Source organism: Streptomyces sp. A 4/2, from assembly GCF_940670765.1.
Taxonomy (GTDB): Bacteria; Actinomycetota; Actinomycetes; order Streptomycetales; family Streptomycetaceae; genus Streptomyces.
The window spans coordinates 93,663-119,462 of record NZ_CALNVW010000046.1 but is presented as its reverse complement, the minus strand read 5'-3'; the positions used below and the strand labels follow the sequence as shown (position 1 = coordinate 119,462).

Below are 25,800 nucleotides of genomic sequence, written 5' to 3'. Positions count from 1 at the left end.
CCCCGCTCAGAGGCCTGTGCCGAAGCCGAGGAGCGGGACGTCGTACAGGGAGGGGTCCCGGCGCCGTGTCAGGGCCGGGCCCGCCGCGTCGCTGAGGACTTCAATGATGGGGATCTCGGAGATGAACTGCACGGTCGCGCCGAGCAGGTGAGAGACCCGTCCCTCGGCCCCCGCACCCTTGATGCCGGCGGCGACATGGATGTGGGGCGCCAGGCAGTCCTTGTCCGGGTCCCAGGCGAGCGTCCCGCCGCCGAGCGCCTCGAGCGTCTCGACCGTGATCTCCTCCCACAGCGGGGCCTCGGGGTCGGCGAGCGGCTCACAGGAACCCACGAGCCGCGCCGAGCGAAACCCGCCGACGAAGGTGGGGATGTAGCCGGACCGGATGTCCTGCTCCTCGCAGAACTTCGCGAGCCCTTCGAGGAAGCTCTCTCCGTGATCGAGGGCGAGTACGAACTGCCGGCCGGTACGGACCTGGGCGAAGCGCATGGGCAAGGACGTCCTTCGTGATCGTTGCTGTGGGATCAGGCGTAGTCGAGGAAGGCCTTGGTGATCGCCTTGCGGGGGGTTCCCGCGGCCAGGTGGGCGGCCAGGACGAGGCGGGCCTTGTACGGGTCGAGCGGGCCTGCGGCGATCAGGCCGTGGGCCAGCAGGTCGCTCTCGGAGCCGGGGAAGGCGTAGGTCGAGGTGAGTACGGGCCCCGTTCCGATGCGCGATGCGAGGACGACGGGCATGGCCTCGGCAAGGGAGGCCAGCCGGGGGACCCACGTCTGGGGTACGTGGCCGACGCCGAAGGCAGCCACGACCAAGCCGGTTACCCGGCCCTCCAGCCCCTCCAGCAGGATCCCGCTGCTGCCGAGGGACGCGGTGACGATCTCCACCTCGACCGGGGTGGGCTCGGGTGTGAGGGGCAGCGTCACGGGTGCGGTGCGCTTCAGCGGATGCCGGAGCCGGACCGTTCCCTCCACCAGGTGACCGACAGGGCCCGTTGCGGGGGAGGTGAAGGCGGCCGGGCTGGTCGTGTGCATCTTCCGGACGTACCGGGCGGCATGGATCTCGTCGCCCATGACGACGAAGACGCCGGCTTCACGCACCCCCTCACTGGTGGCGGCCTGCACGGCGGCAAGGATGTTCGCCGGCCCGTCAGCGCCCGCTGCCGTGGCGCTTCGCATGGCGCCGGTGAAGACCACCGGTGCGTTGCCCCGGTAGTAGAGGTCGGTCAGGAACGCGGTCTCTTCCAGGGTGTCGGTGCCTTGGGTGACCACGATCCCGTCGACGCCCTCACGATCGGCCTGCTCCAACCTGTGCACCAGGTCGACGATGTCGCTGATCGTCAGGGACGCGCCGGGCAGCTTGCGGAAGTCCTCCGTGCTGACCGCGGTGCCCTGGAGACCGGGCACGGCGGCCACCAGATCGGAACCGGTCAGCGTGGGTGCGACGCCCGATGCCGAGGTGGTGGGGGTCATGGCGATGGTGCCACCGAGGGCCAGGACGAGAACGGAGCGGTGCTGCTCAGCGGGGGACACGAAGGGCCTTTCATCTCTGGGGACAGCGTGGACAGGACTCATCGGTCGGAGGTGAGCTTGCCGAGGAAGAGCAGGGTTTCGTCCAGGGCCTGCACCGTCAGCAGGCGACTGCGCGGGCGTACGAGGCCTGCGACACCGTACTCGCCGAGCGAGCGGCACCGGGAGGTCAACCAGTCCCAGTCCAGGTCCAGGTAGCCGGAGAGGATCCGCAGCCGGCCCGCCGGGTCCGAGGAGCCCGCGAGGACGTCGTTGCTCTGGGCGTCGGCGAACGCCGAGGCGTATGTACGCAGGTCGCCCCGGGCCGATGTGCTGCCGGCGGCCCAGAGTGCGCCGCCGGGAGCCCGCACCCAGTTCGCCACGACGGCTCGGTGGCCGGGTACGAGGGCCACGCCGTCCACCTCGGCGTACTCCGGCTTCGGTATCACCCGCACCCGGATTCCGAGGCGCTCCATGAGAGCGATTGCCAACAGCAGAAGGACCCTCTCGTAGCGCTCTGAGCGGGCGATTTCGTTCTCAGGCAGGCAGAAGACCCGCACGGTCTGCGTTGAGCTGCTGTGGAAGCGCGTGAGCGTCTGGAGGTAGTCGAGTTTGTGCTTGAAGAACAGCCAAGGGGCCGCTTCCTCTCCGCTCTGTTCGCGCGTCCAGAACATCGGCACCACTGAAGCCCCGGCCAGTTCCTGCTCGATGTGCTGGGCGCAGAACGCAGACCCCATCCAGCTGCTTCCCGCAGCGCTCAGGTCGACGAGGAACTGGCTGGGGGCCGATCTCGGCAAGGAGAGGTAGGTGCTGATGATGTGGCGCTCGCTGTCGAGGACCTGGTCGTCCGCCAGCAGACCGTCGTCGAGTTGCGTGAGCGCCCAGAGGATGCCGTAGGTGAGGTCGTCCAGGAGATAGGCTGAGGGAATCGACAGGGCTCCGGTTGACTGCGGCCCCGGGCGGGCTGCCCGGCGGGCGGATGCAGCTTCGCGGACGTACAGCTCCAAGTTGCCGAGACGCTCCTCCACCCCTACGAGGAACCCGCGGCGCGCCGGACGTAAGAACCCCTCCAGGTCACGCTGGGCATCCTGGTGCAGCGCCTCAGGGTTTACCTCTTCGCCGTGCTTGGTGACGGGGAGAAGATGTACTGCGGCACTCGTCCCGTCCAGACGGTGGCGCCCGGTGATCTCCCAGGTCCCGGCCGGGCCGCCAGCGGGGATCAGCAGGCTGGAGGTGGGCCAGCGGGATCCGACCTGTGCCGCCACTGACCCCATGGCCACCGGGGGCTCGTCCACGTCGGGCGCAGGGGCAAACAGCACGTCAACGGGATGTTCGAACATCCGCTCCAGGATCTGTGCTGCCTCACCGCGGGGCCTGCCGAACCAGGTACCGGAGGACCACCGGTCGAAGGTGGTGCGCCCCAGGCCAACCGTGGCGAGACGACGGTTGTTGGTCTCCTGGGCGAGCCTTCGCCCGGTTGCGGTGTAAGGCACGCAGAACACTTCCCAGGTGGTCAGCTTCTGTTCTTTCAACAGGAGGCTGAACAGCGTCGGACTCATCGCGACAGCCCTTCCCCTGGATGTGTACGGGCAGCAGAGCAGCGACCCTACGTCCACGCATGGCGACAGGGGCTGCACACTTCGTGACCCTCGCTAGGATGCTCCCTCAGGCGAGCCGTTAGCAATATGGTCGAGCAAATTGCTCGACCATATTGCTTGTAGGCGGCGTGGCGAGCCGTCAGACTGGCCACCATGCCAGAAGCGAAGACGCCGTGGTCGCTGACCCTCAGCGAAGTCGGCCTGCGGCTTGAGGAGTTGCGGGAACGCCGCGGTCTCACCCAAGGAGACGTCGCAGGTCGCGAAGTGCTGCGCCGCCGGGGCATCAAGATCGACAACAGCGGGCTGAGCCGGCTGGAGCGCGGACAGCGCCGACGTGTCGCCCGCGACCTCGTCGAAGCCCTGCTTGAGGTCTACCAGGCCAATGCCGCTGAGAGCTCCGAGATTCTGGCCCTCTTGGGAGCCGACACCACTCCCGCCGGTCGGCCCCGCCCCGCGTTGTGGCGGCGCAATGCCCACCTGCTCGGCCCCATGCAGTTCGAGGGCTTCCTGAAGATGGAGCGTCGGGCCGCCTTGCTGTGGAACTACGAACGGGATGTCTGGCCTGGGCTCCATCAGAACGAGGAGTACGCCTACCTCGTCATCGCCCTGATGCGGCCCGATCTGCGTCGCTCCGAAGTTAAGGCCCTCGTCGATGTCCGCATGGACCGGCAGCAGCAGGTGAGAGAAGGCGCACTTGCGGAGCTGCGTGCCCTCGTGGACGAGCGTGCGCTCCACCTCGTCGTGGACGACCCGGCGGTGGCGCGACGGCAACTGGAGCGGATGCTCCAGGAGTCTGAGGACCCCCGGAACACTATCCGCGTCCTGCCGGAGGCAATCGGGCTGCACCCGGGGTCTGCCGGCCCCTACGTCGTCATGGGTTTTCCCGAGGCTGCCCGTCGGGTCGTGTGGGTGGAGACGATGGTCAGTTCGCTGTACTTCGACGGGGAAGAAGATGTGCAGCGCTACACAGCGGCTTTCACCAGTTTGTGGGAGCGAGCGCTGGACCCCGACGAGACGCGCAGGCGTCTCAAGAAAAGGATCAAGGAGCTAGAACAGTGACAGAAACGCCGGACCCGTCCTCGTTCGACCTGACGTCGGTCGAATGGACGGTGTCCAAGCACAGCGGCGGCGGAACCCGCAAGCCGGACCCGTCCTCGTTCGACCTGACGTCGGTCGAATGGACGGTTTCCAAATACAGCGGCGGCGGCGGAAACTGCGTTCGAATCGCCGTCGTGGACGGATACGTCCTGATCGGCGATTCGCAGAACCCCGATCGCCTGCCTGGGGTCTTCACCCCGGATGAGGCCAAGGCGTGGCTGCTCGGCGCGAAGGACACGGACTTCGACTTCCTGCTCGACCTGTGATCCCGTTCCTTCGGGCCCGGACCGCAGTGGATCCGGGCCCGGTGGTATGAGGATGCTTAGAACAGGTGGTGACCTTCGCGGAGTGCGTGGACGATCCGATTCAAGGCGTCCGGGATGCGCCCGGACCCCTTAGTTGAACCGTCTGCATCAGCTTCCGAGCTGGAGTGCACTCGTGCCTCTCCGCCTCGGGTGCGGAAGACGTGGAACTGCTGCTGATTGATGTCCACGCCGTAGACGCACCGTGTTTCGACCCGGTCCGGCGCGAGGTGGTTAACCCTCATTCCCAGTTCTGCCGCCCGCTGCTCGTACTCGGTGGGCTCACGGTTGTTGGGGCGTGCCCAGCCTTCGAACATCAGCGCCGCGCCAGCCACGGGGGAGTCGGCATACTCGCGCCGCCGGAGGTCAGCCGGGGGGTGGGGGAGGTTTCTGGCGACGTTGATGAGTGCGTCGGCGGGGTTGATGTCCCGGCCGTTCCATGACCGGGTGGGGACCATGCGCAGCTCGATCAAGCGTGAGTCGACGCTTTCCAGGTGCACGGTGAACAGGCGGGCAGGCCGATCCCACCCGCGCCGTTCTCCCTCCCTCGCCTCGATGGCGTGCAGCGCCGTGGCCATGGCGTCGGCGAGATCGTCCTGGAAGAGGCCCAGGGGCTTGCTCGGCATGAGGACGGTGCGCTTCTCCCAGGACTGCATGATCGCTCTTCTCTGTCGGCCCGGCGAGAGGGCGGGCGGGGTCCGGCGGATGCTGGCCGGGCGATGGGGCGCGCCGGGCGGTCTGCGCCGGGGGAGGGCCGGGTGGTCACGGCCGGTATGAGTACACCCTACCCCATATTCATAGTGTTAAGCAATTCTCTTTGGGGTCTGATCTGCCTATCTGCGCCGATGGCCGCGGCTGCTCCGGTCGCGGAACCGGAGCAGCCTGGAGGGGGTGGTCAGAAGACGGGGTGCCCGTCGCGGAGCGCGTGGGCGATCCGGCCCAGGCCGAGGGGGACGAGCCCGGTGCCCACCGTGGTCTGGTCGTGCTGTGCGGTGGAGAGCACCTGAGGCCGGTGGCCGCGGCGGCGTCGGACGTAGAACTCCTCCTGGTTGATGTCCACGGCGTAGACGAGACGGGCCTCGATCCGGTCGGGGGCGAGGTGGTTGACGCGCCAGCCCTGCGCGTTCGAGCGCTTCTCGTGTTCGGTCGGCTCCCGGTCGGCGGGCCGGCCCCAGCCTTCGAACATCGCGGCGATGCCGGCCATGGGGGCGTCGGCGTACGCGCGGTGCTTCACTGCGGGCGGCACGGCAGGCAGGCGCCGGGCGGTGTGGGCGATCGCGTCGGCGGGGTTGCGGACCTGGGCGCCCCAGAGCCGGGCCGGGACTACGCGCAGTTCGATCGAGCGGGAGTCGAGGTCGGCCAGGTGGACGGTGAACAGCCGGGCGGGCTTGCCCCAGCCCCGGCGTTCTCCTTCTCGTTGCTCGATGGCGGCCAGGGCGGTGGCCATGACGTCGGCCATCTTGTCCGCGCAGAGGCCGAGGGGTGCGGCCGGCATGAGGACGGTGCGCTTCTCCCAGTTCTCCATGTGGTGCTTCCTTCGGGGGCTGGTGGTGTTCGTGCGGGGCTGGCGGTCGGGGCCCTGCGCGGAGGTCAGGGCTGGTCGCGGTACCAGGTGAGGAACTTCTCGGCGTGTGGCTGGTCGAAGGTGACGGTCAGGGTGCCGTCGTCGGCGAGGTCCTGGGTGACGCCGTACGCCAAGCCGGTGGGGGAGGTGGTGCCGGGCCAGCGGGCGATCAGGGCGAGCAGTGCTCCGGCGGTGGGCCCTGCGGCGGTGAGCTTGAGCACGATGGTCAGCGCCTCGTCGTCGATGCCGAGGTCGACCGGGGTGCCCGGGAGTTCGGAGCGCAGCCGGTCGAAGAGGTGCTGCTGGTCGGGGACGGCGGTGCCGAAGGCGTCGGCGTTGGCCTTGGCCTGGGCGGTGCGCTGGTAGAAGCTGCCGATCAGCTTCTGTGCGCTGGCGCGGAGTTCGGAGTCGGTGATCTCGGCCAGCGCGTGGACGGCGCGCTTCGCGGTTCCGGGCGCGGTGAGGGGGTGGAAGCCGATTTCGCGGTGCGCCCCGTCGGCGTCGAGGAGGGTGAGGATCACCAGGTTGGCGACGGGGTGGACGTTGATCGCCCACTGGTCCGGCAGGGGATGGGGGGTGGTCACGGAGGTCTCCAGGGTGGTGGGTGCGGGCTGGTGACGGGGCGGGGGCGACGGGACGCGCCGGGGCGCCGTTGCCGCCCCCTTCCCGTGCTCGTCGTCGGCGCTCTGGTGGAGCTGGGCAGCGGCGGGAAGAGCGCGGGACGGGTAACTGGTCTCGCGGGAGCGGGTCGCCGGGGAGTGGGACACGGTGCTCGGGTGTGTTCACGGAGGTCGGGGTCCGAGGTGTGAGGGCGGCCGCGGGCCGGCGGGGGTCAGAGGTCGGAACGCAGGACCAGGCGCAGCGCGTCGTAGATCGCGGCGCGCCGGTCGGCGGGGACGTGGTCCGCGAAGGCGAGGTGGACGCGGACGGTGGCTTCGTCGTCCTTCCACCGGGTGAGGGGCTCGGGCTCGGGGACCAGGTCTTCGGTGGCCAGCCCGACGGCCCATCCGGCGAGGTCGGGTGCTTTGTCGAGGAGCTTCCCCACAGCGTTGTAGGCGGTGCTGGCCGCCTCGTCGCCGAGGGACTGCCAGGTGCGCGGCTCGTCGGTGTCTGCGGTGTGGGGGATCGGCTGGTCGCAGAGGCTCTCGCCGACGCCGGACTGGGAGTCGAGGGCGAGCAGGAGCATGTGGTGGACGGTGGCGGCGGCGTGGCGAAGATCGGCGGTGGTGTAGGGCGGGAGCGCGGGCGGCCCCGGCGGGGTGCCGGCGTCGGCAGCCTCGGTCTCTGCTTCGCGTTCGGCGCGGTCGGCGCAGTTGCCGCACAACCCCTCCCACCCTTCGCCGTCCGCGGTGGATTCCTCGCAGTCCTCGGCCGAGCAGAAGCGCTCCTCGTAGGTCGCGGTCGGGATGAACCGCATGGCCGCGCTGGGGCTGGTGAGGGTGAGGACGCCCTCCTCGAAGAGGTGCACAACGGCTTCGTAGCGGCCGGAGCGCCGCGCGGTGTGCCAGACGTCGACGCCGTGGAGCTGGCGGTGCTCGGCGGACTCGGGTCGGACCCAGGTGTTCCCGTCGCGGAAGTGGACGACGTACTCGGACTCGAGGTCGATTGCGGCGCGGACCTCGGCAAGGGCTGCGGGAGCGGGGGTGTTCGCGGGCATGGGAGCGTCTCTCAAGGGGTTCGGGGTGATCGGACGGACGGGCGGGGTGCTGCCGGGCGGACTCGGGCCGCCCGGCAGCGGGGCGGATCAGATGCGGGTGACGCGGTCGCCGCCGTCGGTGAGGGTCAGCATCAGGCGGCGGTGGTCGTGCGGGGCGTCCCAGGCGACGCCGAGCTGCCGGAGGAGCGGGCGGGGATTCCAGTGGGTGACGGTGCCGGTCGCCCCAGCGGGGACGGGGTCGTGCTCGTCGGTGCACAGGACGACCTTGATGCGGTCTCCGGAGGTGAACTCAGGCTGCACGTCTGCTCCTTCGGTGAGGCGGCCGGGCGCTGCGGGCGGCCCGGCCGCGGGCGCGGTGGCGGGTCGGGTTCAGCGGTGTTCGGTCTCGCCCTTGTTGTCGATCTCGACGAGCAGGAGCCGTGGCCGGTCGGCCTCGTGGTCGATGTGCACGTACGGGACCAGGTGTTCGCCCTTCCAGTGCTGGCGGAGTCGTACCAGCACGCTGACGCCGTAGACCCGCAGCTCGTAGGTGTCGCTGGGGCTGCCGCCGTCGGGGTCGGGGTCTGCTTCGGCGATGGCCAGGGTGGCCTGGCGCACCGGGTATGTGGTGGTGCGGCGGCGCAGCGGCATGGTGGTGGCGAAGACGTAGACCGCGACGCTGGAGAGGGTGGCGGCCATCAGGGCGTCGGCGGCGGTGTGCGGCTCGTAGAGCCAGGAGCTGCCGAGGGCGACAGCGACGCTGGGCGCGGCGCACAGGATGCTCCAGCGCCACCAGCGGCTGGATGGGGTCCGGCCAGCGTGAGCCGGGCGGCGGACGGTCTCGGGCACGGATGCCTCCAGAAGTGGGCGGGCCAGAAGGCGCAGCGGAGGGGCGGGAGTCGCACGGCCCGGGCCCGGATGGGGCACTCGTTCACCCGGCGACACTCCAAACAATACAGAGACTCAGGGAGTTAAGCAATATTCTCGATGTCGAGGCCCGCCTCCCCTCGGGTCCTCGCCGCGCCCAGCCGGCGGCACGCTGTGCGGCCGGCCTCCCGTTTGGCCAGTGGCGCTGCGCTCGGTCGGCGGCGGCGAGTGCGTACGGGCGCTGCGGTTACAGTGTCCGGCGCGGCGCTGGCCGCCGGTGTCGCTTCCCGGCGTGCGGGGCGGTCGTCGACGGCAAGGGAGGAGCCGGGGCATCACGCAGGTTGCTTAACTCTATGAGTTGCCTTATGTTTGGGGAGGAACAGCTCCCGAGTTGCACGGGCTCCTCCCGGCAATCACGCACTCCCCACCCATGAGGAAGATCCGTCATGCCCGATGTACCCGAATACACGTCCTACAGCATCTACGTGCTGGAGCCACACGCTGATTATGCGACCGCCGAGAACGGCTACATCCCGATCGGAGCCATTGCCGAGCGCGTCTACGGCAAGCCGTACAGCTCGCTGCGCGGATGTCAGCGGGACGACGAGCACATCCGCAATGACAGCGAGAAGCGGTACGAACTCACCTCCGACGAGGACTACCTGGAAGCACTCGAAGCGTTCGACGACACCGAGGTGTATCTGGGCTGGGACTCCCGTACCCGCGAGAGCGTCGTCAAGACCGGCATGACTGAGCTGGACTACTGGCTGAGCATCCGCATCGCTGACGAGAACACGCCAGCCACTGTCGAGGCGAACCCGCCTGAAACGCAAGACCTTGAGAACGCCGTGTTCGAGGACCGATTCTTCGCCGATCGCGCTTTCTCACCGTCGCTGAAACTGGTCCTGGCCGATCTCATCCGTCGCGGCGAAATCCCGCGCGGCGACTTCCTGTTCCGGCACTGGTGGTGACCGGAACGGAACGAAGACCGACCCACGGAACCCACCTTGGAAGGCCCCGATGTCCCTCACTCTCCCGATCGTAGAACTCCGGACACTGCTGCACGACGCGCTCTCGGCCGCGCTCGCCACCGACGCCCTCACCCTCCCGGCTCCGCTGATGTACACCCCGGGCGTCCACCGCCCGGCTCTGTACCTGGAGAGCACCGTCGTCCGCGGAGGGCCGGGCGAGGGCAAGACGTTCTGGGCCAGGGCCCTGACGGACCCGCAGCTGCGCACCATCGCCGCGCGGGAGTACCGCATGCCCAGACTGGAGCGGACGGAGGCGGTCACCGCGTTCGGGGCGCGCCCGGACACCGGCCAGCCGACCGCAGGGGAACTGCGTGCCCTGACGGGGTGGGGTGTGCAGCCGACCGTCCTGTGGAGTGCCGTCGCGCTGACCGCGCTCGGCGTGCCGGACCTGGCCGCCCTCACCACCTGGACCGAGCGCGTCGACTGGCTGACCCGCAACCCCGGGGCCACCGAGCGGTCCCTGGCCGAGTTCGAAGCCGCCGCGCGGACCACCGACACCGTGCGGCTCGTCCTGTTCGACGCCCTGGACCAGCTCCACCCCGACCGCGCGCTGGCCGAGCACCTCGCCTCCGGCATGCTCAACCTCGCCGTCACCCTCTCCCGCCGCACCACCCGGCTGCGCGCGAAGGTCTTCATCCGCCCGGACATGCTGGACGGAGCCCTGGCCGGTGTCCCGCGCCCGGACCGCGGGTTCCTGACCGGCCGTGCCGCCGACCTCTCCTGGGGCCGGTCCGACTACCTCGGCCGCACCGGCAGGACCGACTTGTACGGCCTGTTCATCCACCTCCTGGGCAACCACGACAGCGCGCAGGCCGCCGCCTTCCGCGCGGCCTGGCACACCTGGGAGCAGAGCCAGGACGGCCGGTACCTCGCACCCTCCGGGCTGAGCGGCGACCCGAAGACGCAGGAGGAGTTCTTCACCACCCTCGCCGGCCGGTTCATGGGCGCCAACGCCCGCACGGGCTACACCTACAACTGCCTGCCCAACCACCTTCAGGACGCGCTGGGAGCGATCACCCCGCGTCCCTTCCTCACCGCGCTGGCCACCGCCCTTGAGGACACCGGCCGCAACCACCCCGGACACGACCGGCCGCTGCACCACGACGATTTCCGTCGCAGTGTGCGCTGCGGGGCGCGGGCCACGGAGCTTCACCAGGCGCTGCCGTGGGTCCGCCTCGCCATGGAGCCGCTGGCCGGGCAGCAGGTCCCGATCTGGGAAGAGGACGTCTTCGGCCTGTGGCAGCAGAGCAGCCTGGCCGAGCGGCTCCAGGAATCGGCGCGGGAGGCCGGGAGCGGCACAGGCCGGTCCCGGACCGGCCCGCGCAGCCCCGCCAGCCTCCCGCAGCTGCTGGAGGAGCTGATCGACGCCGGGGTGATGAGCCGCCGTACCAGCGGGCAGCTCGACATGCCCGACGTCTACCGGGTCGTCTACGGCCTCGGCCGACGCGGGGGAGTCAAGCGGGCCGCCACCGGCGCATAGCCCGGCCCGCTCCCGCTCCCGCCCCCGCCCCCGCCCCCGGCCACCGCGCCGGGGACGGGGCCGTTCTGCGGACCGGCACGAGCATCCTGCGGAAGTCCTGAGGGTGCCCGGCCGGCGGCGGTTCACCGCGGCCCGCCGCTCCGCGGCTTCTGCCGGGTCTGCGCCGCCAGCCGTTCCACCTGCTCGCGCAGACCTTCCGGCACAGCGGGGAGCAGGAACGGGTTCAGCTTCCGGTCCCGCTCCGCGCGCATCGCCTCGACGACCCGCTCCTTCTGCTGCAAGGCCCGGCGCCTCTCCATCGCCCCGTGCACCGTGAGCAGCAGTTCGGTGGGCGACAGGTCGCCCAGGTCGACCGGCAGCACCTGGTGGCCCTGCCGGGCCAACGTACCGACGTCGCTCACGGCGACCGTCTTGTCCAGGCCCCCGCGGACCAGCCCGAGCATCATGGCGGAGGGCTTCGTGTCCACTGGCGGAGCGCTCGCCGCGGCGGTCGGGGCCGGGATGGGCTGGGGGTGGCTCTCGGTGAGCATCCGCACGGCTTCGTCACGGCCCGCCTGGTCGAGCCTGGCGGGCAGCCGGCCCGCGTCGGCCGCGGCCTTCACACGCTGGAGGGCCCTCTGGTAGCCGCAGCCGGTCGAGCTGTTCAGCGCGCGGGCGATGCGCTGGTGGTTGCTGGTGTTGGGCGAGGACGGGGCCACCGCTTCTCCTTCGTCGCGTCCTGGCGCTGCGATTCGTCCCACCACGAGCAGGCCAGGGTGCGGTTCGGAAGAAGGCACCGGTCGTCGCTCGCCCCCGCGCGGCAGCACGATTCACCGAAATCCCAGGGGTGGGCCCGGGCCGGCGCGCACAGCGAGGTGCGCTGAGCCGAGCATAGCGATCGGTACCGACACCGCCCAGGGCCCGTCCACCGCCGGGCCGCGGACAGCTGGTCACACCGCAGGCCCTTCTCACACCTCTAGTGGGCGTACCGCTCCTCACCCACCGGACGAAGGGCTCTTTCATGACCGACACCGTGCTCGACCTTCCCAGCTCCGAGGACTGGCTCGACGACGCCGTCGCGGCCGTGATCGCCTACTCCCGGCTGCCCGCCTCCTCGGGCTGGGCCCGCAGGGAAGCCGCTCGGCGGCTGCTGCGCTCGCCCAACATCCGCCCCGTCCTCGAGCGGGCCGCGTTCACCTCGCTCACCCGGGGCGCGGTATTGGAGATCGCCGGCTACGACATCGCGGACCACCTCGATCGGCCGTGGACAGCCCGCGCGGAGCACTGGGCGGAGGTGATCCGCCCCTCCTGGGAGGAGTCCGCCGAGCTTCTCACCGACCTCGCCTGGCAGGGCCGCCGGGCCGGAAGCAGCGCGCTCGCCCACCTGACGGCCGAGCAGGTCCTGGGCGCCGCGCCGCCGCTCACCGCGCGGACCCGGCTGCACCTGTACGGCCTCGGCCTGCGCTACGACTTCCGCTGCCAGGCGCTGACCGACCTGTTCGCCCGCCGCGGCCGGACCGCAGACCTGGACCCCTTCAGCCGGTCCCTGCACGCCTTCGCCCTCCTCGGCCGCTCCGATCCGGCCGCGCTCGACCTCATCGACCCGCTGCTGGAGGAGTCCGGGAACCATCCCAAGGTCGCCCACGCGCTGCTGCACGGCCTGTGGCTCGGCCACGACCTCCCCGGCCAGCCCCACCGGATTCTCGACCTCCTGGGCCGGCCGCCCTTCGACCAGGGCCCGGACTCCGTCGCGCTCTTCCGCCAGGCCGCGGCGCTGCGCCGCCTGCGCCGCTTCGACGAAGCCCTGGTCTCCATCGGCAAGGCCATGGAGACCCTGCCGGTGGACACCGACCCCGCAGTCCACGGCGACCTCGTACGCGAACGGGCACTGATCCTCAGCGCCCGCGAGACCTGACCCACGCACCCCCGCCGCGGCCCGCCCGCCGCCTCGTGCCGGCGCGCGGGCCGCGCCCACGCCCGGACCGCCTTCCACAGGCGCCGCCCCACCCCCACCCCGCCGGGCACTACACGCCGCTTCCTGGAGGGGTGTGCAATGGCGGACAGCCCAGCTCCGGGATTCCGGCCGGGCCTGACGGTGCGGTGCCGTAGGGTGCTACGGCCAGTAGAAACAGAGGAGCCGGCCCGGCCGGGCCCAGGGGGAGAAGTGACCTTCAGCTCGCGCATCGAGGTCTCGCCGGACGCGCACGGCAAGCCGGACTACACCGTGCTGGCGGGCGGGATCACGGTGGGCGCGATGTGGGTCGTCATGATCTCGGCCATGTACTTCGCGCTGGAGTCCCGGCTCCTGCACGACCACCGCAACGTGGCGCTCGCCGTGGTATGCGCCGTGACGGTCATCGCGTCGCTCGGGGTGTTTCTCGCGGCCAGGGCGTTCTTCCGCCGCTTCGGTGCCCACTGGTGGCACGTCATCCTCGCCACCGTGGTGCTGTGCTGCGTGGGTGCGGCGGCTCCGAAGGCCGCCGCGTACGTGTTCCCCGACCAGATGGAGCGCTACCACCGGGAGCTGGGCGGTCCGGGCCAGTGCCTGCACGACACCCCGTACGGCAGCGACCGGGAGTTCCCGAAGTCCTCGCAGATCACCTACGACAACCAGGCCCCGGGCCGGATGACGGTCACCCCGCTGGACAGAACCTACCCGCCGCTGGTGCTGGACCACGCTGTCCGCGGCGGGCTGCACGCGTTGACCCCCACCGATGCGAAGGCCCGGCAGATCCTGGAATCGCACGGCTGCTGAACCCGCCCTCGGCCTCACGAAGCGTCTACTGGTCAGACGGGATCGGTGTACGAGACAGGCTTGCCGGTGGCGTGGGCATATGCGACCTCCCTGCTCGTGGACTCGCCGACATATCCGCCGGGGTTGACGACCCTGACCCGGTCGGCGAGGTCGATCTTGCGCAGGTGGAGGACGCCCAGCGCGGTCTTCTGCTCGTCGGTGATCGCCTCGTCCGCTTCGCCTGGCGCGAGGACGATGACACCTGCGAGGGTCAGATCACGGTTGACCGCACGCATCTCGTCCATGAACTTGATAGAGCCGCAGATGCAGACAATCTCAGGTCGGTCGGGCACGGCTCAGTCCTTCGGTCGAACGGGAAACCGTCAGTGTGCACGTTGACATCACGACACGGCCTAGAGCTGCTGGCCGGCCTGTGAGTCGACGCGTCCCTCGTCGAGCGCGGCGAAGCGCTCCTGAAGCTCGCCGGTGGTCTCGGCCTGGGCGATCCGTACGGGGAACGCCTCCCACAGCGCCGTCCCGCCGACCTCCCGCTCCACGACGCGGCCGGCGGCGAGCTCGTCGAACTCCGGCCCGGTGAGCTCGAGCACGGGGCCGATCGCCATCAGGCCTATGTCGGGGTTGGCCGCCATCCAGTCCCCGTCGAGGAGGGCCAGCGGCCTCGGGCAGACATCGAACCGGGCGAGGTCGAGGTGGACCGGCGTGCCCGCGCGCAGCTCTGCGACGGTGGCGGACTCCAGGCCCGCCACGACACCCCGGCGCCCGTCGGGCGAAAGGTAGTCCCTGCCAACGGCTGACGGCTGCGCGGTCACCATGCCCCCTAGGAATCGCGCCGGTCACAAGTCACCGGCCGGCTGCGGCCCATCGTACGGTCCGGAGCACGGCCGCCGGGCCGGTTCCGAGACCCCCGCCCCTCTCGGGGATCGCGCGGAAGACCGATGGGCTGTCCCGTCGTCATACCGCGAACAGCAGCGGGTGTTGGCCTCGGTCCGCCGCCTGTTGCGCACGACGCTCGGCGGCAGCGGTCCGCCACCGCTCGGGGTCGCGGTCCCGCCCGGCCCGCTCGGCGCACCGGGCGCACTCGGCCTCCCGCAGGTCGTTGTCCATCGCGCTGGCCAGGCAGCTGCCACCACAGGCGAGGTCGAGCCACCCGGTCGGCCGGCCTGCTCGGGTCACACGAGGACGGGCCCGGTGGTTGATCCGGCCGCCGGTCACCCGGACCACGAGCGGCCACGGATCTGCCACGGCCGTTGCCGTCATGTCCCGCCTCCCCTCGCGTACGGGCCCGGCCCGCGCAGTACCGGGCCCGGCATCAACGCATCAACCGGCGTGCTCGGCCCGCGCTGCGTCGACCCGCTCCAGCAGACCGGCCGCCGCTGCCGTCTTGGCCCCCGCCTTGGTCGAGGCCGACGCGGAGGCGAGGACGGTTCCGCCCTCGCGGGTGGCCTGGGCGGTGCAGGTGAACGTCGGAAGGTGGCTGGGGCCCGCGGCGCTCATGGTGAACTTCAGGCCGCTGATGACCTTGATCTGCTGGTACTCGTTGAGGACCGAGATGGGCGAGCGGCCCTCCACCGCTTCGGCGCCGAGTTCGGATGCCGGGAGCTGCGTGGTCTCGGGGGCGGGCTGCGCGAGGTCGAGGGCGGGGTCGGGCAGGTCGGCGAGCACGGCGAGCAGGCTGAGCGCTGCCTGGTGCCGGGCCGCCTTCTTCGTCGACGCGGACCGCCGGGCTCCTTCAACGGGGCTCCCGCCCGCCGGCCACGACGCCTGCGCGGCGAAGACGGTGGTGGGGGCCTGGCCGAAGGTCTGGACCGTGAACTCGACCGGCGGCAGGCCGTTGACCTCCGCGTGGACCGACAGGATGGACACGGCCGTCTCGGGCGCGGCCGCGATGGCGTTCAGGCAGGCGCTGCGCCCCGCCTCCCACCCGGGCCCGCCGGCGACGAGCAGCACCATCTGGAGCTCCAGCGAGGTGAGTAGTCCGCCGACGGCCCGCCGGGCCGTCTCGGCGACCAGGGGCGCACCGGCGATGTCCTCCTTGCAGCCGCGCTTGAGCAGGGCGTGGAACGCCCGGGCGTCCAGGCCGGCGTAGTCGGCCTCCGTCGCCGCGGCACCGCGGCGGGCGGCGGAGTGCGCAGCGGACTTGCGTGAGTCCCGTTCGGCGTCGCGGTCCTGGCGGGCGCCGGTGTTCAGCGCCTCGGCGATCGCGAGTAGGGCGTCCTGCCCGTAGGGGGAGCCGTCGCCGTCCAGGTGGCTGGAGATGACCCGCTGCACGACCAGGTCGGCGTAGCGCCGCAGGGGTGAGGTGGCGTGGACGTAGCCGGGCAGGTTCAGGCCCCAGTGGCCGCCCATGAACGGTGCGTACTCCGCGGCTTTGAGGGTCATCAGGGTGCGTTCGCGCAGTGCCTCCAGCCGGGCGGCGGACCCGTCGGTGAAGGCCAGGTCGAGATCGTCCAGCAGGGTCTGGCGCGGGGCGGTGACCCGGGCGGCGGAGTGGTTGCGGAACAGCAGCGGGAGGTCGCGTTCCGCGGCCCAGGAGGCCAGCGCAGTGTTCGCGGCGATCATGCACTCCTGGACGATCTTGTAGCCGATGGTCCGCTCGAAGGAGGCGAGCCGGACCACGACGCCGTCCTCGCTGGTCGCCCACCCGCTGAGGAGGTCGTACAGGGCAAGCGCCCCCTGCCGGCGCCGGCGGGCGAGCAGGACCTCGCTCACCGCTGCCGCCTCACGCAGGACCTGGTGGAGGGGATGCGCGCGGTCGCGGACCGCCTCGGCGGCCTGGGAGTGGCTCAGTGCCACCAGGCCGCTCACCGTCGCGCGCTCGACGTCGACGCGCCCGACCTCCCCGTCCGGGAGGACGTGCACGCGGATCGCGATCGCGGCGCACGGCCTCCCCTCGGCCAGGGTCAGCTGGGCCTCCACCGGCTGGGGCAGCATCTTCTGGGTTCCGCGCCAGCCCCCGTACGCCGACTCGCGGCGCGCGAACGCGTCTTGGTCGGCCGTAGTGCCCGGCGCGATGCCGGAGGCCACGTCGGCGACGTAGACGGTCAGGCGCCAGCCGTCGTCGACGCGCTCGACACTGATGGCGTCGTCGCGGTCGACGGAGCCGGGGCGGTCGATCATGACGGCAGGGGCCCGTGCGGAGAGGACGGGGGGCTCGGCGGGCAGAAGGTGGGACAACGGTTCGGGTCCTTCCTGAACGAAAGTGGGTTCGGCGGTGAGGGTGCCCCCGTCGGGGCAGTCCGTCTTTCGCATCGTGTCCAACGGAGTTGCCTGCGTCGGGGATTCGGCTCTCGGCGGACGGACGGCGGATGCGGGGGTCGGGGATCAGACGGAGGGGGCGGGGCTGAGCGGCCCTGCGGATTCGGCGCGGCGGGTGGATGCCGGGCGTATCGGGTGCGGGAGCGGTCGGCCGATGTCGGCGACGGCGTCCGCGGGCAGCCCGTCGCGCAGGATCGGCAGCAGGGTGGCGTGCTTCCGGAGGATTCCGTCGCCGTACAGGGGGGCGGCCACCTCTCGGGGTCCGCGAAGGGGATGCCGAGGTAGGCGCAGCCGGAATCGGCGGGCCAGATCGGGTCGATGGCGTGGGTGCCGCCGGTGGCCCAGGCATGGGGGGCGTGGTGGACGGCGCTGTCGATGGTGCAGCTGCCGTACCCCTCGACGTACACCAGGGCCGGGTCCTCCTGGTCCTCGATCGTCTGAGCGGCGTTGGTGTAGCAGAAGGTCACCATGAGCGGGCCGGCTCCGGGCGGGAGCGGGGCCGGGGTGAAGAGCCGGCCAACGTCGAGGAGCAGGTGGAAGGGGGAGGGGTACCTCCACCCGTCCAGGACCGGTTCGGAGGTCGGGTCGACCTCTGCGGCGCGCTGCCGGAGGTAGCGGATCAAGGTGGTCTCGGCGGGGACCAGGAGGCCGTCGGCTGCCGGGGCGGGTCCGGTGGGTCCCGCGGCGGGGCCGGGCCGGTCGCGGCCGGCCGCGTCGGGCGACCGTTGGTTCATCGTGCTCTCCTGCGTGGTCGGTTTGCCCGGGGCGGGCGTCAGGCCGGGGCCGCGGCCCGGGCCGCCGGGTCGGAAGGGGTGTCGTCGTGCTCGGTGTGTACCGCGTGCGCGGCCAGTTCCCACTGCTGGAGCAAGTACGGGTCGGAGGGCGGGGCTTGGAGCAGGGGCCGGCCGTCGCAGGTCAGCTCGGCGCGGGTGACGAGGTAGGCGCTGCTGCGGGTGGCCGGGCCGGACAGGTGCGGGCAGGACGCCCGCGCCAGATCCCTGCACACCTGGTGCAGCGCGGCCTGCAGCACCACGCCGGAGGGCGTGGCCAGCACCCACGCCTGCTCGGGGAGGAGGTTTCCGCACACCTGACAGCGCCACTCGTTGTGGGCGCGGGCCAGGAGCCGGGAGTCCATGGCGCGCCACCACACCCGTGCCGCGCTCCACGGCGTCACCCAGGGCACCGGCAGGCCCTGGCGCGTCGGCCGGGGCAGCCCCGTGACCGGGGCAAGCAGCATCCGGGCCTCCTCCAGCGCGCTCCACACCGGCTGCTCCATCCCGAGGAACGCGCACTGCTCGTTGCCGCAGACGAAGACGGCGTTGGCGATGTCGTACTCCAGCTGCTCGGCGCAGTCCGGGCAGGCCGGGTCGGGCTCGGTGGTCGTCATGCCGTCGCTCTCCTGCTCGTTGAAGGTCTTCGGGGGCCCGGTCGCTACAGTCGCTGCGCCGGGGGCGCGGCCGGGTGGCAAGGGGCGGTCCAGATGGTGTGGGTGACCTGGGTCCAGCCGTGGAGCTTGGCCGGGTCGGCCCCGGCCGCCGGGTCGACGGTGTAGCCCACCGTGGGGAGCAGCCTGGTCGCGTCCGTGAGCGGCGGAACAGGCTGGGGCTCCGGGCTCGGGGCGATCAGGTGGCGCCCGGGGCCGTCCGGGTCGGAGACGGCGAGGGTGTCGGCCGGCCCGAGGGCGACCGCGTCGACGACGACCTCGGGGCCCGGTGCGACGACGATCAGCTGCCAGCGCTCCCGGTGCGCGGCGAGCTCGGCCATGTACAGCGCGGGCAGGCCCCGGTGGTCGGGATGCGGTGCGGCCGGCGGCGGCTCGGTCACGAACTCTCCTTCGATCCGTACGGGTTGTCGTCGTCCCCACCTGCGCCCGGGGGCTCGGGACGGCTCTGATCGTAGAGGCCGGAGCGGATCCGCTCGCGGGCGATCGCGTACTGGAGGGCGTCCTCCTCGTCGGTGAACATGTACTTGGTGACAGTCTTCTCCAGGGCCTCGAAGTACCCAGAGCGGCGCCCGGCGGTGCGGAAGCAGCGCTCCACCCCGAGCAGCGCGCGGACTCCCTGGTACTGGCTCTCGTCGCCGTCGCAGACCTCCCGCAGTACGGCCATGGCGTCGGCGTCGAAGCCGAAGCCGCCGTCCAGGACGGCCGGGCCGGGGAACGGGTCGCCGGTCTCCTCCTGGTAGATGGCCGGGAGGATGTCCTCGACCTCGTGCTTGACGACCACCCACTCGTGCCGGATCGCGTGCAGCTCCTCCACGCTGATGAGGGCCAGGTCGCGCACGTACTCGGGCCCGCGGGTGCGGATCTGGTGCTGGGCGCGCAGCAGCCGGCGCAGCCAGTCCTCCCGGGCGGCCTGGGTGTAGGGGCCGTGCACCAGCCGGCCGTGGAAAAGCATGAGGGAGCCGTTCGACCTGCGGTAGTCCCGCAGATGCCGGTCGTCGTCGATGTCGAGCGCGTTGCGCAGCTCCAGCAGCGGGCGCATCCAGACGTTGTCGTCGTCGTTGGCGATCATGGCGTTGAGGGACTTGTCCTGGCTGACCATCGTGCACGTCCAGCACCCGAAGCGGCTGTCGCCGCACGAGGGGGTGGTGGTGTCGACCACCAGTGGGCACTCGGAGTCCGGGCTCGCCCCCTGGTAGAGGCCGAGCAGGTCCTTGTGGCTGTGGCCCCACGGGTTGTCGTACTGCATCAACAAGATCCACACCTCGTCGTTGGTCAGCGCCTCGATCGGGCTGTAGACCAGCGAGTTGGGCAGGTCGCCGTTGGGTGAGAGCCGCTCGCGCACGCGGCCTTTCTCGTGGCGGGCCATGGACTTGGCCCGTGCCGCGCTCTCGGCCTTGCGGATGCCCAGCACGAGGATCGCCTCGCCGTGGGCGGCGACGACGGAGCGGATGAACCGGGTCGACGGCTTGATCTTGAGCCGCTCGGTGCACCACCTGAACTTCGGCCTGGGTGCCGCGTAGCCGCGTCCGATCAGGCACATCCAGAAGGAGTCCTCGACGGCCGGCGTGAGGCGGTGCACCTCGATCGGCAGTTGCTGGGCGGCGGCGGCCTCGCGCATCGCGTCCAGGGACCGGCCGACCCAGGCGGCCACCAGAGGGTTTTCCACCAGGGTGTCGGTGGAGATCACGTGGACGGTCTTGGTCCGCTGTTCCGGCGACAGGGAGGCCAGGGCCCACCAGGTCAGGGCCGCGATCAGGGTGCTGTCCTTGCCCCCGCTGTAGCCGATGACCCAGGGCACCTGGTCGGCCAGGTACAACTCCCGGATCTCCTCCAGGAGCAGCTCCAGGTACCGGTGGGGGGTGAGGTCGCCGAACGGGCTGCGGCGCGTGGGGCCGAGGCCGGGCACCAGGACGGGCGGGGGCATGGCTGACCTTTCAGTACGCGGGGATGGTGGTGGCCGGGCCTGCGCCGACCAGGGAGGAACGGACCGGGGTGCCGTGCCGGGGGGCGGCCCGGCACGGCGGCGGGGTTCATGCGGCGGTGAGCATCCGCGCGAGCCGGGAGGGCCGGATGTAGTGCCCCGGCGCCTCCTCCGGCCGGGGCTCGCGGACAGGCAGGGCGACGCTGACCGGTGTGATGGTCCGCTGTGCGGGGTCGACCCGGTCGGCCTGCTCGATCACGACCACGCTGGAGTGGTCACCGTCGGACAGCATGTTGACCAGGTCCAGGGTGTTCGTGCTGGCGATCAGCTGGGAGGGGGAGGAGGAGGTACCGAGCCGCCGGGCGATCCGCCGGGCGAGTTCGGCGGCGGACTTCGGGTGCATCCCTTCCCCGATCCCGTCCAGGACCAGCACGCCGGGCCGGGTGTGCCAGGCGGCCAGGGCCTCCAAGGTCCGCAGCGCACCGGCGGGCATCATGTCCACCGGCACCCAGCCCCGGTGCGTCATCCGAACCTCGATCCGCCCGTGGGTGGCCCGGACGCCGGAGGAGCCGTGCACCAGTGCCGCAAGGTCGGCGTCGAGCCGGGTCGCCGACTCTGCGTCGAGCCGCAGCAGCATCGAAGCGGTGTCATCCGCGCCGCCGGAGACCGCCTGCCAGCCCCTGGCCTGCTCCCGGAGGGTGTCCATCAGCGCGCCCGTGCCGTCCAGCGGAATCAGGCGCTGCGCCGTCCCGGCCGGTGCGGGTATCCGCACGCCGCTGTTGGCTGTGTCGAGGACGGCCGTGCGGCCGTCGGAGTGCCGAAGCGCGGCGAGTTCCACCGAGACCGGTCCGCTCGCGCCGTGAACCAGGGTCTGCACCGTGATCCGCATCGTCTGCGCGGTCCGGTGCTGCCCTTCGTGCGCGCTCTGGAGGAGGAGAGCGTCGGGCGCCAGCCGGGAGCTGGAGGCGGTGGCCGCCTCCCAGCCGTCCGTGAGGGTCCGGGAGACCAGGGTGAGGGCGTCGAGAAGGTTGGTCTTGCCGGTGCCGGCGGGGCCGGTCAGCACGGTGAGCGGCCCCGCCGGGAACCCGAGTTCGAAGTCCTGGAAGGACTTGAATCCGTCTATCGCCATGGTGGTGATCACTGTGACTCCCTGGTTCGGGGCGGCCGGACTGCAACCGGCCCGGTGATCACCACCATACGCAAACTCATGGATTTAAGCAATATCTGTCTCTGGGCACCTCCTCGCCTGGCGCCCCTACCGGATCTCACCGAGGACTTCGGTAGCGCACCGAAGAGTTTCAGTAGGCTCTCCAGTGCGGCGCCGAAGAGTTCAGTCCGCCCGTCGCGACATGCCTGTGTACATGACATGAGAGGAACGCTTCGTGAGCTATACGCGCGGCCCCCTGCCGGAGTGGGACGTGGTTGGGGGCTACGACAGCGGCACGTTCGAGGCCGAGGACCCGCACGGCACGGTCTGGCGACTGTGGTGCGTCGAACAGCCCGCGCATGGTGATTCGCTGCCGCCCGGCTACCGACTCGCACCCCGCGACAACCTGGACAACCCCAGGTTCGTCACGGCCGAACACGGCCTATACCGCGCATTGGACACGGCAGGGATGCAGATCGCGGCCACCGCTGTCCGAGCCGATCCCGAAGGCGCCCGGCATCAGCTTGGACTCGATGGCAAGTGAAGCGCTGATCGTGCGGCTTGCAGCCGACCGGGAGTGACATCTGACCGGCGGGGTCAAGGTCGTGCGCATCAGGCTCGGCTCTCGACCAGGCCCTACACCCCGCGGCCGAGGCCGCCCAGCGCGTATACCGTCTCCCGGTCGGCCAGTGGCAGGTCCGGCCTGATCCGGGTCCGCGCCACCCACCGGTGCCGGTACTCGTAGGTCGCCCCGAGCACCGCGTTCTCCTTGTAGACCGGCCCGACCTTGCGCCCGTTGCCGTCGCGGATCCCGTAGCGCACGCGCGGCCGGACGTGGGCGCGACGCCAGGTGCCGGCCGCGAGCTCGCCCGCCCCTGCGGCAGAGCGCGTCCGTGGGGCCGGCTCCTCCGGCGGAGGCACGTAGTCGAGCAGGTGGACGCCGTGGAAAGCGCCGTCGCGGGCCTGCCAGGTTCGCGCGAGCTTCTTGATCTCCCTGTCCCGGCGTCCCGACCCGTCCCGCCGGGGCAGCTCGGGCGGCGGCCGCCAGTTCTCGAACGCGAGCAGCGCCGCGTAGCCGTACAGGGCGCGCCCGGCCGGGTGCGCGCCGTAGGGCACGGGCACCAGGGAGTAGAGCGGGATGCCGCTGCGCCGGTCGGTGGCCGCGGTGAGGAGCCACCCAAGCCCCTCGTCCAGGTGCCCGTCTTCGCGGGCGGTGAGCACGCCGCCCATCACCACCGGCGCATCGCCCAGCGGCAGGCGTCCTTCACCGGCGGCTTCGGCCAGGTCGCTGTCGTTGGCCACCGCGTCGAACGGCACACCGTCGTGGAACAGCAGTACCGACGGGGCGGGCAGCGTCAGTTCCGCGCGGGTCGGCGCGTCCATCATCGCGGTGGTCGCGGCGTCCTCGGCGAGCGGGCCGGGGACGAAGTGCGGCACCGAGCTGTACGCGGCCAGGCCGGCCGAGACGCGCAGCAGGCGCCCGTCCTGCAGATGGTGAGGGGTCGCCAGGCCGTGGTGGGCCAGGAGGGCGCCGGGAGGGGCGAGCCGGCTGCGCACCGCGCCGATGTCGGCGGGTGCCAGGTCGCGCAGGGCGCCGCGGCCGGCGGCCCACCGTTCGTCGTAGCGGGCGAAGGTCTCGTCACGCCCCCGGGCATCGGCGATGGCGCCGCCCGCCACGGCGACCACGTCGACGACGGTGTCGGCCCGGGGGCCCGTGCTGGGCACCAGCGCCGCGATCGTCTGCTCCGACTCCGGGGCGTCGAGGGCCGGGGCCCATCCGCCGCACGCCGCCCGGACGGCGTCCGCCGCGCCGGTGCGGTGCAGCAGCCGCCGCCAGGCGGTGTTCAGGGGCAGCTTGGGACCGTGTGCGAGCAGATCGGCGTACGGCATGCCGTACAGGAACCGGTCCAGGGCGGCGCGGTCCGCCTCCTGCCGGCGCGCGCGGCCGGCCGGTGTTGAGGCCGGACGTGCAGGGGGCCGGCCCGGCCCGGTCACCGCCGGCGCCATTCCGTGCCGTCGAACACCCGGTAGAGGAAGCGGCGGTTGATCTCCAGGCCGGCGGCGATCTGCTTGACGAGCCGCTCCTCCTGCATCCAGGCCTTGCCCCGGCGGACCGCGTCACCCAGCTCGGCGGTCAGCACAACGTCCCGGACCTGGTTCGCGCAGCGCCTCAGGTGGGCGCTGGCGATCTGCGCGGTGAGGGTGTCCCCCGTCAGGACAAGGCCGTTGGCCATCTCGTCCAGCCGCTCGGCCGCGGCGCGGTGGGCGCCGTCCCAGGTGTCGTGCTCGGTGAAGCCCGGCACCCCGTTGCTGACCCAGGCCGCGGCCCACCGGTCCCCGCCGGACTCCGCGCCGGCCGCCGCCCGGTTGTCCGCGTCCCAGCCCTTGCTGACCGCCGCGTCGGCGAACACGGTACCGGCCAGGGCGCGGTAGAAGGCGTACTCGGCCTCCTGCGCCAGCGGGTAGTTGGTCGCCGTCGGCTCGGCAGTGCGGCACACCACGATGCAGCCGTCGAGGTGGTTGCGGACCTCGTAGATCGCACCGCCCCACTGCCTGTGCAGGGGCCGGCCCCGCGTATCGCGCCACAGCGGGGCGTCCTCGAGATCGGGGATGTCCCCGGCGGGCAGGACCTGGTCGAAGGGTACGGGCACAGCCACCTCGCATGTTCACGGTAAGTGAGCATGAAGGTACACACGGCCCTGTCGAGTGTCCACTCAGGTACACACTTCCGCGTGGCGGGTGGCCGAGGCTCCTCTACATGACGCTGATCAGCACCGGGTGCCCGGACGGCAGGCGTCCGCGGCCGTCGATCCCGAACGGGACGGCGGGGGCGGTGCGTAGCGCGGTGACCCCCGTCGAGGCCGCGACCATCGCCGCCTTGGGGTCGTCGGCGCCGTCGACGAGCAGCTGTACTCCTAACCGGTGCGCGGTGTCGGTGACCTCCAGCCCGCTGACCGAGACCGGCAGGCCGGCCAGGGTCTGCGCCCAGGGCACAAGGGCCCGCAGGAGCGCCGCGGTGGCGGCGGTGGAGGTCGAGCGTTCGGGGCGGGACCGGTTCAGGGTCGGGTGCGTTCCCGCGACCAGCACCATCCCGCCGGGCAGGTCCGCGGTCAGGGTGTAGGTGTAGGCACGCGCGCCGAGCTCGGACAGCACCGGGTCGGCCCCGGTCGCCGCGGCCAGCCGGTCGACGCTGCTGCGCTGGTCCGCCATCGTGGTGAACTCCGCGAAGGTGACCTGCACGTCTCGGCCGGCGAGCGCGAGCCGCAGGGGCTCCAGCGGGCCGGCTGCGTCCAGCACCTCGGCGGTCGCGTGCAGCAGATCGGTCAGGTCGAAACGCATGCCGTCATTGTTGCCGCTCGGACAAGCCCGGCACCAGACGATCCCCGGACTTCGCCCCACACCCGGGGCGCTCCAGCGCCCCGGGCCGGACGACCCCTCTACACGCGCTCCACCGGCGGGGGCATCTCCAGCGGGAAGACGCCCGTTCCCTGTCCCATCAGCCACAGCGCGGGAGCCAGAGTGCGGCCGCGGGTACACCGGGAGATGTGGTTCTGGGAGCGGTGTGTCGTCGGCTCACCCGCGGTGCGGGTGACGACCAGGACCGTACCGTCGGCCAGCACCGCGGTCAGGTTGCGTTGCTGCTTGGCCCCGGGAGTGTCCAGAATGTCCACGCCTTCGATGAGTCCGCCCCGGTCGAGCGCCCACCGTTCGGCCAGGGCGAGCAGCCCTACGACCGGGCCCATCGGGTCGCTCCTGGAATCTGCGCCCAGACCTGCGGACTCGTCGAGCAGTGCCTGCCCGTACTCCTCCATCGCACTCTCGAATTTCGGCCCGCCTTCGCGGGCCCAGGCCGGGACGTCCATGTCCTCGACCGCGACCGCGTGGCTGGCGGGCTGTGGATCGACCATCTCCGGATGCGGAAGGCGGATCTGCATCCAGGTGACCGGCAGGCTGCCCCAGGCGACGGACTCGTGGAACTGATGTTCCAGCGCGACCAGGGCGGCCCCGATGGCGACGCGGGCGTCCTGGCTCAGGAGTTGGCGGGCGTGGCTTCCGGTATTGATCAGGCGGGTCACAACAGTTGGTCCTCTCACAAGGTGGTGGAACGGGAACACGAAGCGCCACCCACGGAGGGGAAGCGGCGGAAGAAGGAGGCGCGGGTGCAGCGCGCGGCCCGGATCGGGATCACGATGCTGCGGTTGACGGAGCAGGACCGGTGGGCGG

General features: G+C 71.5%; 31 protein-coding genes. 8 read left to right on the top strand and 23 right to left on the bottom strand.

Features of this window, described 5'->3' with window-relative positions:
• Positions 1–6: 6 nt before the first annotated feature.
• The 3 genes from NBY69_RS31150 to NBY69_RS31140 are packed head-to-tail and all read right to left on the bottom strand — an operon-like array spanning position 7 to position 3,058.
• Positions 7–486 carry a PPC domain-containing DNA-binding protein gene (locus tag NBY69_RS31150; protein WP_250305258.1) on the bottom strand — a complete coding sequence of 160 codons (480 nt, stop codon included), beginning with the start codon at positions 484–486 and terminating at the stop codon, positions 7–9.
• Between the two features lie 35 nt (positions 487–521).
• Positions 522–1,523: an asparaginase gene (locus NBY69_RS31145; protein ID WP_284349789.1), complete on the bottom strand. Its 1,002-nt coding sequence runs from the start codon at positions 1,521–1,523 to the stop codon at positions 522–524.
• Between the two features lie 38 nt (positions 1,524–1,561).
• Positions 1,562–3,058 carry a hypothetical protein gene (locus NBY69_RS31140; protein ID WP_250305256.1) on the bottom strand — a complete coding sequence of 499 codons (1,497 nt, stop codon included), beginning with the start codon at positions 3,056–3,058 and terminating at the stop codon, positions 1,562–1,564.
• Between the two features lie 192 nt (positions 3,059–3,250).
• On the opposite strand from NBY69_RS31140, the gene NBY69_RS31135 reads away from it, so the two are divergent.
• Together NBY69_RS31135 and NBY69_RS31130 are read left to right on the top strand one after the other, a co-directional pair.
• Positions 3,251–4,156, top strand: a complete 906-nt coding sequence (locus NBY69_RS31135) for a DUF5753 domain-containing protein (RefSeq protein ID WP_250305253.1) — start codon at positions 3,251–3,253, stop codon at positions 4,154–4,156.
• Positions 4,153–4,461: a DUF397 domain-containing protein gene (locus NBY69_RS31130; RefSeq protein WP_250305252.1), complete on the top strand. Its 309-nt coding sequence runs from the start codon at positions 4,153–4,155 to the stop codon at positions 4,459–4,461. The genes NBY69_RS31135 and NBY69_RS31130 overlap by 4 nt, the downstream gene beginning before the upstream one ends.
• A gap of 56 nt (positions 4,462–4,517) precedes the next feature.
• Here the strand turns inward: NBY69_RS31130 and NBY69_RS31125 are convergent, their stop codons facing one another.
• From NBY69_RS31125 to NBY69_RS31100, 6 genes are all read right to left on the bottom strand, one after another.
• On the bottom strand, positions 4,518–5,153 hold the full coding sequence (locus NBY69_RS31125) for a hypothetical protein (protein ID WP_250305251.1): 636 nt from the start codon (positions 5,151–5,153) through the stop codon (positions 4,518–4,520).
• Positions 5,154–5,392: 239 nt separating this feature from the next.
• A complete protein-coding gene (locus tag NBY69_RS31120; RefSeq protein WP_250305249.1) occupies positions 5,393–6,022 on the bottom strand; it encodes a hypothetical protein in 630 nt (209 codons plus the stop codon).
• A 65-nt stretch (positions 6,023–6,087) separates the two neighbouring features.
• Positions 6,088–6,828 carry a hypothetical protein gene (locus NBY69_RS31115; protein ID WP_250305248.1) on the bottom strand — a complete coding sequence of 247 codons (741 nt, stop codon included), beginning with the start codon at positions 6,826–6,828 and terminating at the stop codon, positions 6,088–6,090.
• 65 nt (positions 6,829–6,893) lie between these two features.
• A complete protein-coding gene (locus tag NBY69_RS31110; protein ID WP_250305247.1) occupies positions 6,894–7,718 on the bottom strand; it encodes a hypothetical protein in 825 nt (274 codons plus the stop codon).
• A gap of 87 nt (positions 7,719–7,805) precedes the next feature.
• A complete protein-coding gene (locus tag NBY69_RS31105; RefSeq protein WP_250305244.1) occupies positions 7,806–8,018 on the bottom strand; it encodes a hypothetical protein in 213 nt (70 codons plus the stop codon).
• Between the two features lie 69 nt (positions 8,019–8,087).
• Positions 8,088–8,546: a hypothetical protein gene (locus tag NBY69_RS31100; protein ID WP_250305242.1), complete on the bottom strand. Its 459-nt coding sequence runs from the start codon at positions 8,544–8,546 to the stop codon at positions 8,088–8,090.
• A gap of 464 nt (positions 8,547–9,010) precedes the next feature.
• Between NBY69_RS31100 and NBY69_RS31095 the strand changes: the two genes are divergently transcribed.
• Positions 9,011–9,535 carry a hypothetical protein gene (locus NBY69_RS31095; protein WP_250305240.1) on the top strand — a complete coding sequence of 175 codons (525 nt, stop codon included), beginning with the start codon at positions 9,011–9,013 and terminating at the stop codon, positions 9,533–9,535.
• Positions 9,536–9,584: 49 nt separating this feature from the next.
• Positions 9,585–11,075 carry a hypothetical protein gene (locus tag NBY69_RS31090; protein WP_250305239.1) on the top strand — a complete coding sequence of 497 codons (1,491 nt, stop codon included), beginning with the start codon at positions 9,585–9,587 and terminating at the stop codon, positions 11,073–11,075.
• Between the two features lie 122 nt (positions 11,076–11,197).
• Here the strand turns inward: NBY69_RS31090 and NBY69_RS31085 are convergent, their stop codons facing one another.
• Positions 11,198–11,773 carry a hypothetical protein gene (locus NBY69_RS31085; protein WP_250305238.1) on the bottom strand — a complete coding sequence of 192 codons (576 nt, stop codon included), beginning with the start codon at positions 11,771–11,773 and terminating at the stop codon, positions 11,198–11,200.
• 302 nt (positions 11,774–12,075) lie between these two features.
• Between NBY69_RS31085 and NBY69_RS31080 the strand changes: the two genes are divergently transcribed.
• Together NBY69_RS31080 and NBY69_RS31075 are read left to right on the top strand one after the other, a co-directional pair.
• Positions 12,076–12,969, top strand: coding sequence for a hypothetical protein (locus NBY69_RS31080; RefSeq protein WP_250305236.1), 894 nt, complete (start codon positions 12,076–12,078; stop codon positions 12,967–12,969).
• A gap of 249 nt (positions 12,970–13,218) precedes the next feature.
• Positions 13,219–13,809 carry a hypothetical protein gene (locus NBY69_RS31075; RefSeq protein ID WP_250305235.1) on the top strand — a complete coding sequence of 197 codons (591 nt, stop codon included), beginning with the start codon at positions 13,219–13,221 and terminating at the stop codon, positions 13,807–13,809.
• Positions 13,810–13,841: 32 nt separating this feature from the next.
• On the opposite strand, the gene NBY69_RS31070 is transcribed toward NBY69_RS31075, so the two are convergent.
• From NBY69_RS31070 to NBY69_RS31050, 5 genes are all read right to left on the bottom strand, one after another.
• Positions 13,842–14,141 carry a hypothetical protein gene (locus NBY69_RS31070; protein ID WP_250305234.1) on the bottom strand — a complete coding sequence of 100 codons (300 nt, stop codon included), beginning with the start codon at positions 14,139–14,141 and terminating at the stop codon, positions 13,842–13,844.
• A gap of 60 nt (positions 14,142–14,201) precedes the next feature.
• Positions 14,202–14,621, bottom strand: coding sequence for a hypothetical protein (locus NBY69_RS31065; RefSeq protein ID WP_250305233.1), 420 nt, complete (start codon positions 14,619–14,621; stop codon positions 14,202–14,204).
• A 139-nt stretch (positions 14,622–14,760) separates the two neighbouring features.
• Positions 14,761–15,066: a hypothetical protein gene (locus NBY69_RS31060; RefSeq protein WP_250305232.1), complete on the bottom strand. Its 306-nt coding sequence runs from the start codon at positions 15,064–15,066 to the stop codon at positions 14,761–14,763.
• Positions 15,067–15,126: 60 nt separating this feature from the next.
• Positions 15,127–17,058, bottom strand: coding sequence for an RNB domain-containing ribonuclease (locus NBY69_RS31055; protein ID WP_250305231.1), 1,932 nt, complete (start codon positions 17,056–17,058; stop codon positions 15,127–15,129).
• A 72-nt stretch (positions 17,059–17,130) separates the two neighbouring features.
• Positions 17,131–17,316 (bottom strand): hypothetical protein, encoded by a 186-nt coding sequence (locus tag NBY69_RS31050; RefSeq protein ID WP_250305230.1) that lies wholly within the window; start codon positions 17,314–17,316, stop codon positions 17,131–17,133.
• Positions 17,317–17,382: 66 nt separating this feature from the next.
• Between NBY69_RS31050 and NBY69_RS37450 the strand changes: the two genes are divergently transcribed.
• Complete coding sequence (locus NBY69_RS37450) at positions 17,383–17,505, top strand: hypothetical protein (RefSeq protein ID WP_284349777.1); 123 nt, start codon at positions 17,383–17,385, stop codon at positions 17,503–17,505.
• A gap of 331 nt (positions 17,506–17,836) precedes the next feature.
• Here the strand turns inward: NBY69_RS37450 and NBY69_RS31045 are convergent, their stop codons facing one another.
• The 4 genes from NBY69_RS31045 to NBY69_RS31030 form a co-directional block, all read right to left on the bottom strand.
• The gene (locus NBY69_RS31045; protein WP_250305229.1) at positions 17,837–18,451 is read right to left on the bottom strand and encodes a hypothetical protein; all 615 of its coding nucleotides are present in this window, start codon (positions 18,449–18,451) and stop codon (positions 17,837–17,839) included.
• Positions 18,452–18,495: 44 nt separating this feature from the next.
• Positions 18,496–18,888, bottom strand: coding sequence for a hypothetical protein (locus NBY69_RS31040; protein WP_250305228.1), 393 nt, complete (start codon positions 18,886–18,888; stop codon positions 18,496–18,498).
• Entirely contained in the window at positions 18,885–20,432 is a 1,548-nt protein-coding gene (gene dndC / locus NBY69_RS31035; protein WP_250305227.1) for a DNA phosphorothioation system sulfurtransferase DndC, read from the bottom strand. Before dndC ends, NBY69_RS31040 begins: the two co-directional genes overlap by 4 nt.
• A 106-nt stretch (positions 20,433–20,538) precedes the next feature.
• The gene (locus tag NBY69_RS31030) at positions 20,539–21,570 is read right to left on the bottom strand and encodes an AAA family ATPase (protein WP_250305226.1); all 1,032 of its coding nucleotides are present in this window, start codon (positions 21,568–21,570) and stop codon (positions 20,539–20,541) included.
• 241 nt (positions 21,571–21,811) lie between these two features.
• On the opposite strand from NBY69_RS31030, the gene NBY69_RS31025 reads away from it, so the two are divergent.
• Positions 21,812–22,120 (top strand): hypothetical protein, encoded by a 309-nt coding sequence (locus tag NBY69_RS31025; RefSeq protein WP_250305225.1) that lies wholly within the window; start codon positions 21,812–21,814, stop codon positions 22,118–22,120.
• Positions 22,121–22,212: 92 nt separating this feature from the next.
• Here NBY69_RS31025 and NBY69_RS31020 read toward each other — a convergent pair whose 3' ends face one another.
• The 4 genes from NBY69_RS31020 to NBY69_RS31005 form a co-directional block, all read right to left on the bottom strand.
• Positions 22,213–23,466, bottom strand: a complete 1,254-nt coding sequence (locus NBY69_RS31020; protein WP_250305224.1) for a hypothetical protein — start codon at positions 23,464–23,466, stop codon at positions 22,213–22,215.
• A 101-nt stretch (positions 23,467–23,567) separates the two neighbouring features.
• Positions 23,568–24,233, bottom strand: a complete 666-nt coding sequence (locus NBY69_RS31015) for a hypothetical protein (RefSeq protein ID WP_250305223.1) — start codon at positions 24,231–24,233, stop codon at positions 23,568–23,570.
• 97 nt (positions 24,234–24,330) lie between these two features.
• On the bottom strand, positions 24,331–24,915 hold the full coding sequence (locus NBY69_RS31010; RefSeq protein ID WP_250305222.1) for a hypothetical protein: 585 nt from the start codon (positions 24,913–24,915) through the stop codon (positions 24,331–24,333).
• Positions 24,916–25,013: 98 nt separating this feature from the next.
• Entirely contained in the window at positions 25,014–25,652 is a 639-nt protein-coding gene (locus tag NBY69_RS31005) for a hypothetical protein (RefSeq protein ID WP_250305221.1), read from the bottom strand.
• Positions 25,653–25,800: the final 148 nt, after the last annotated feature.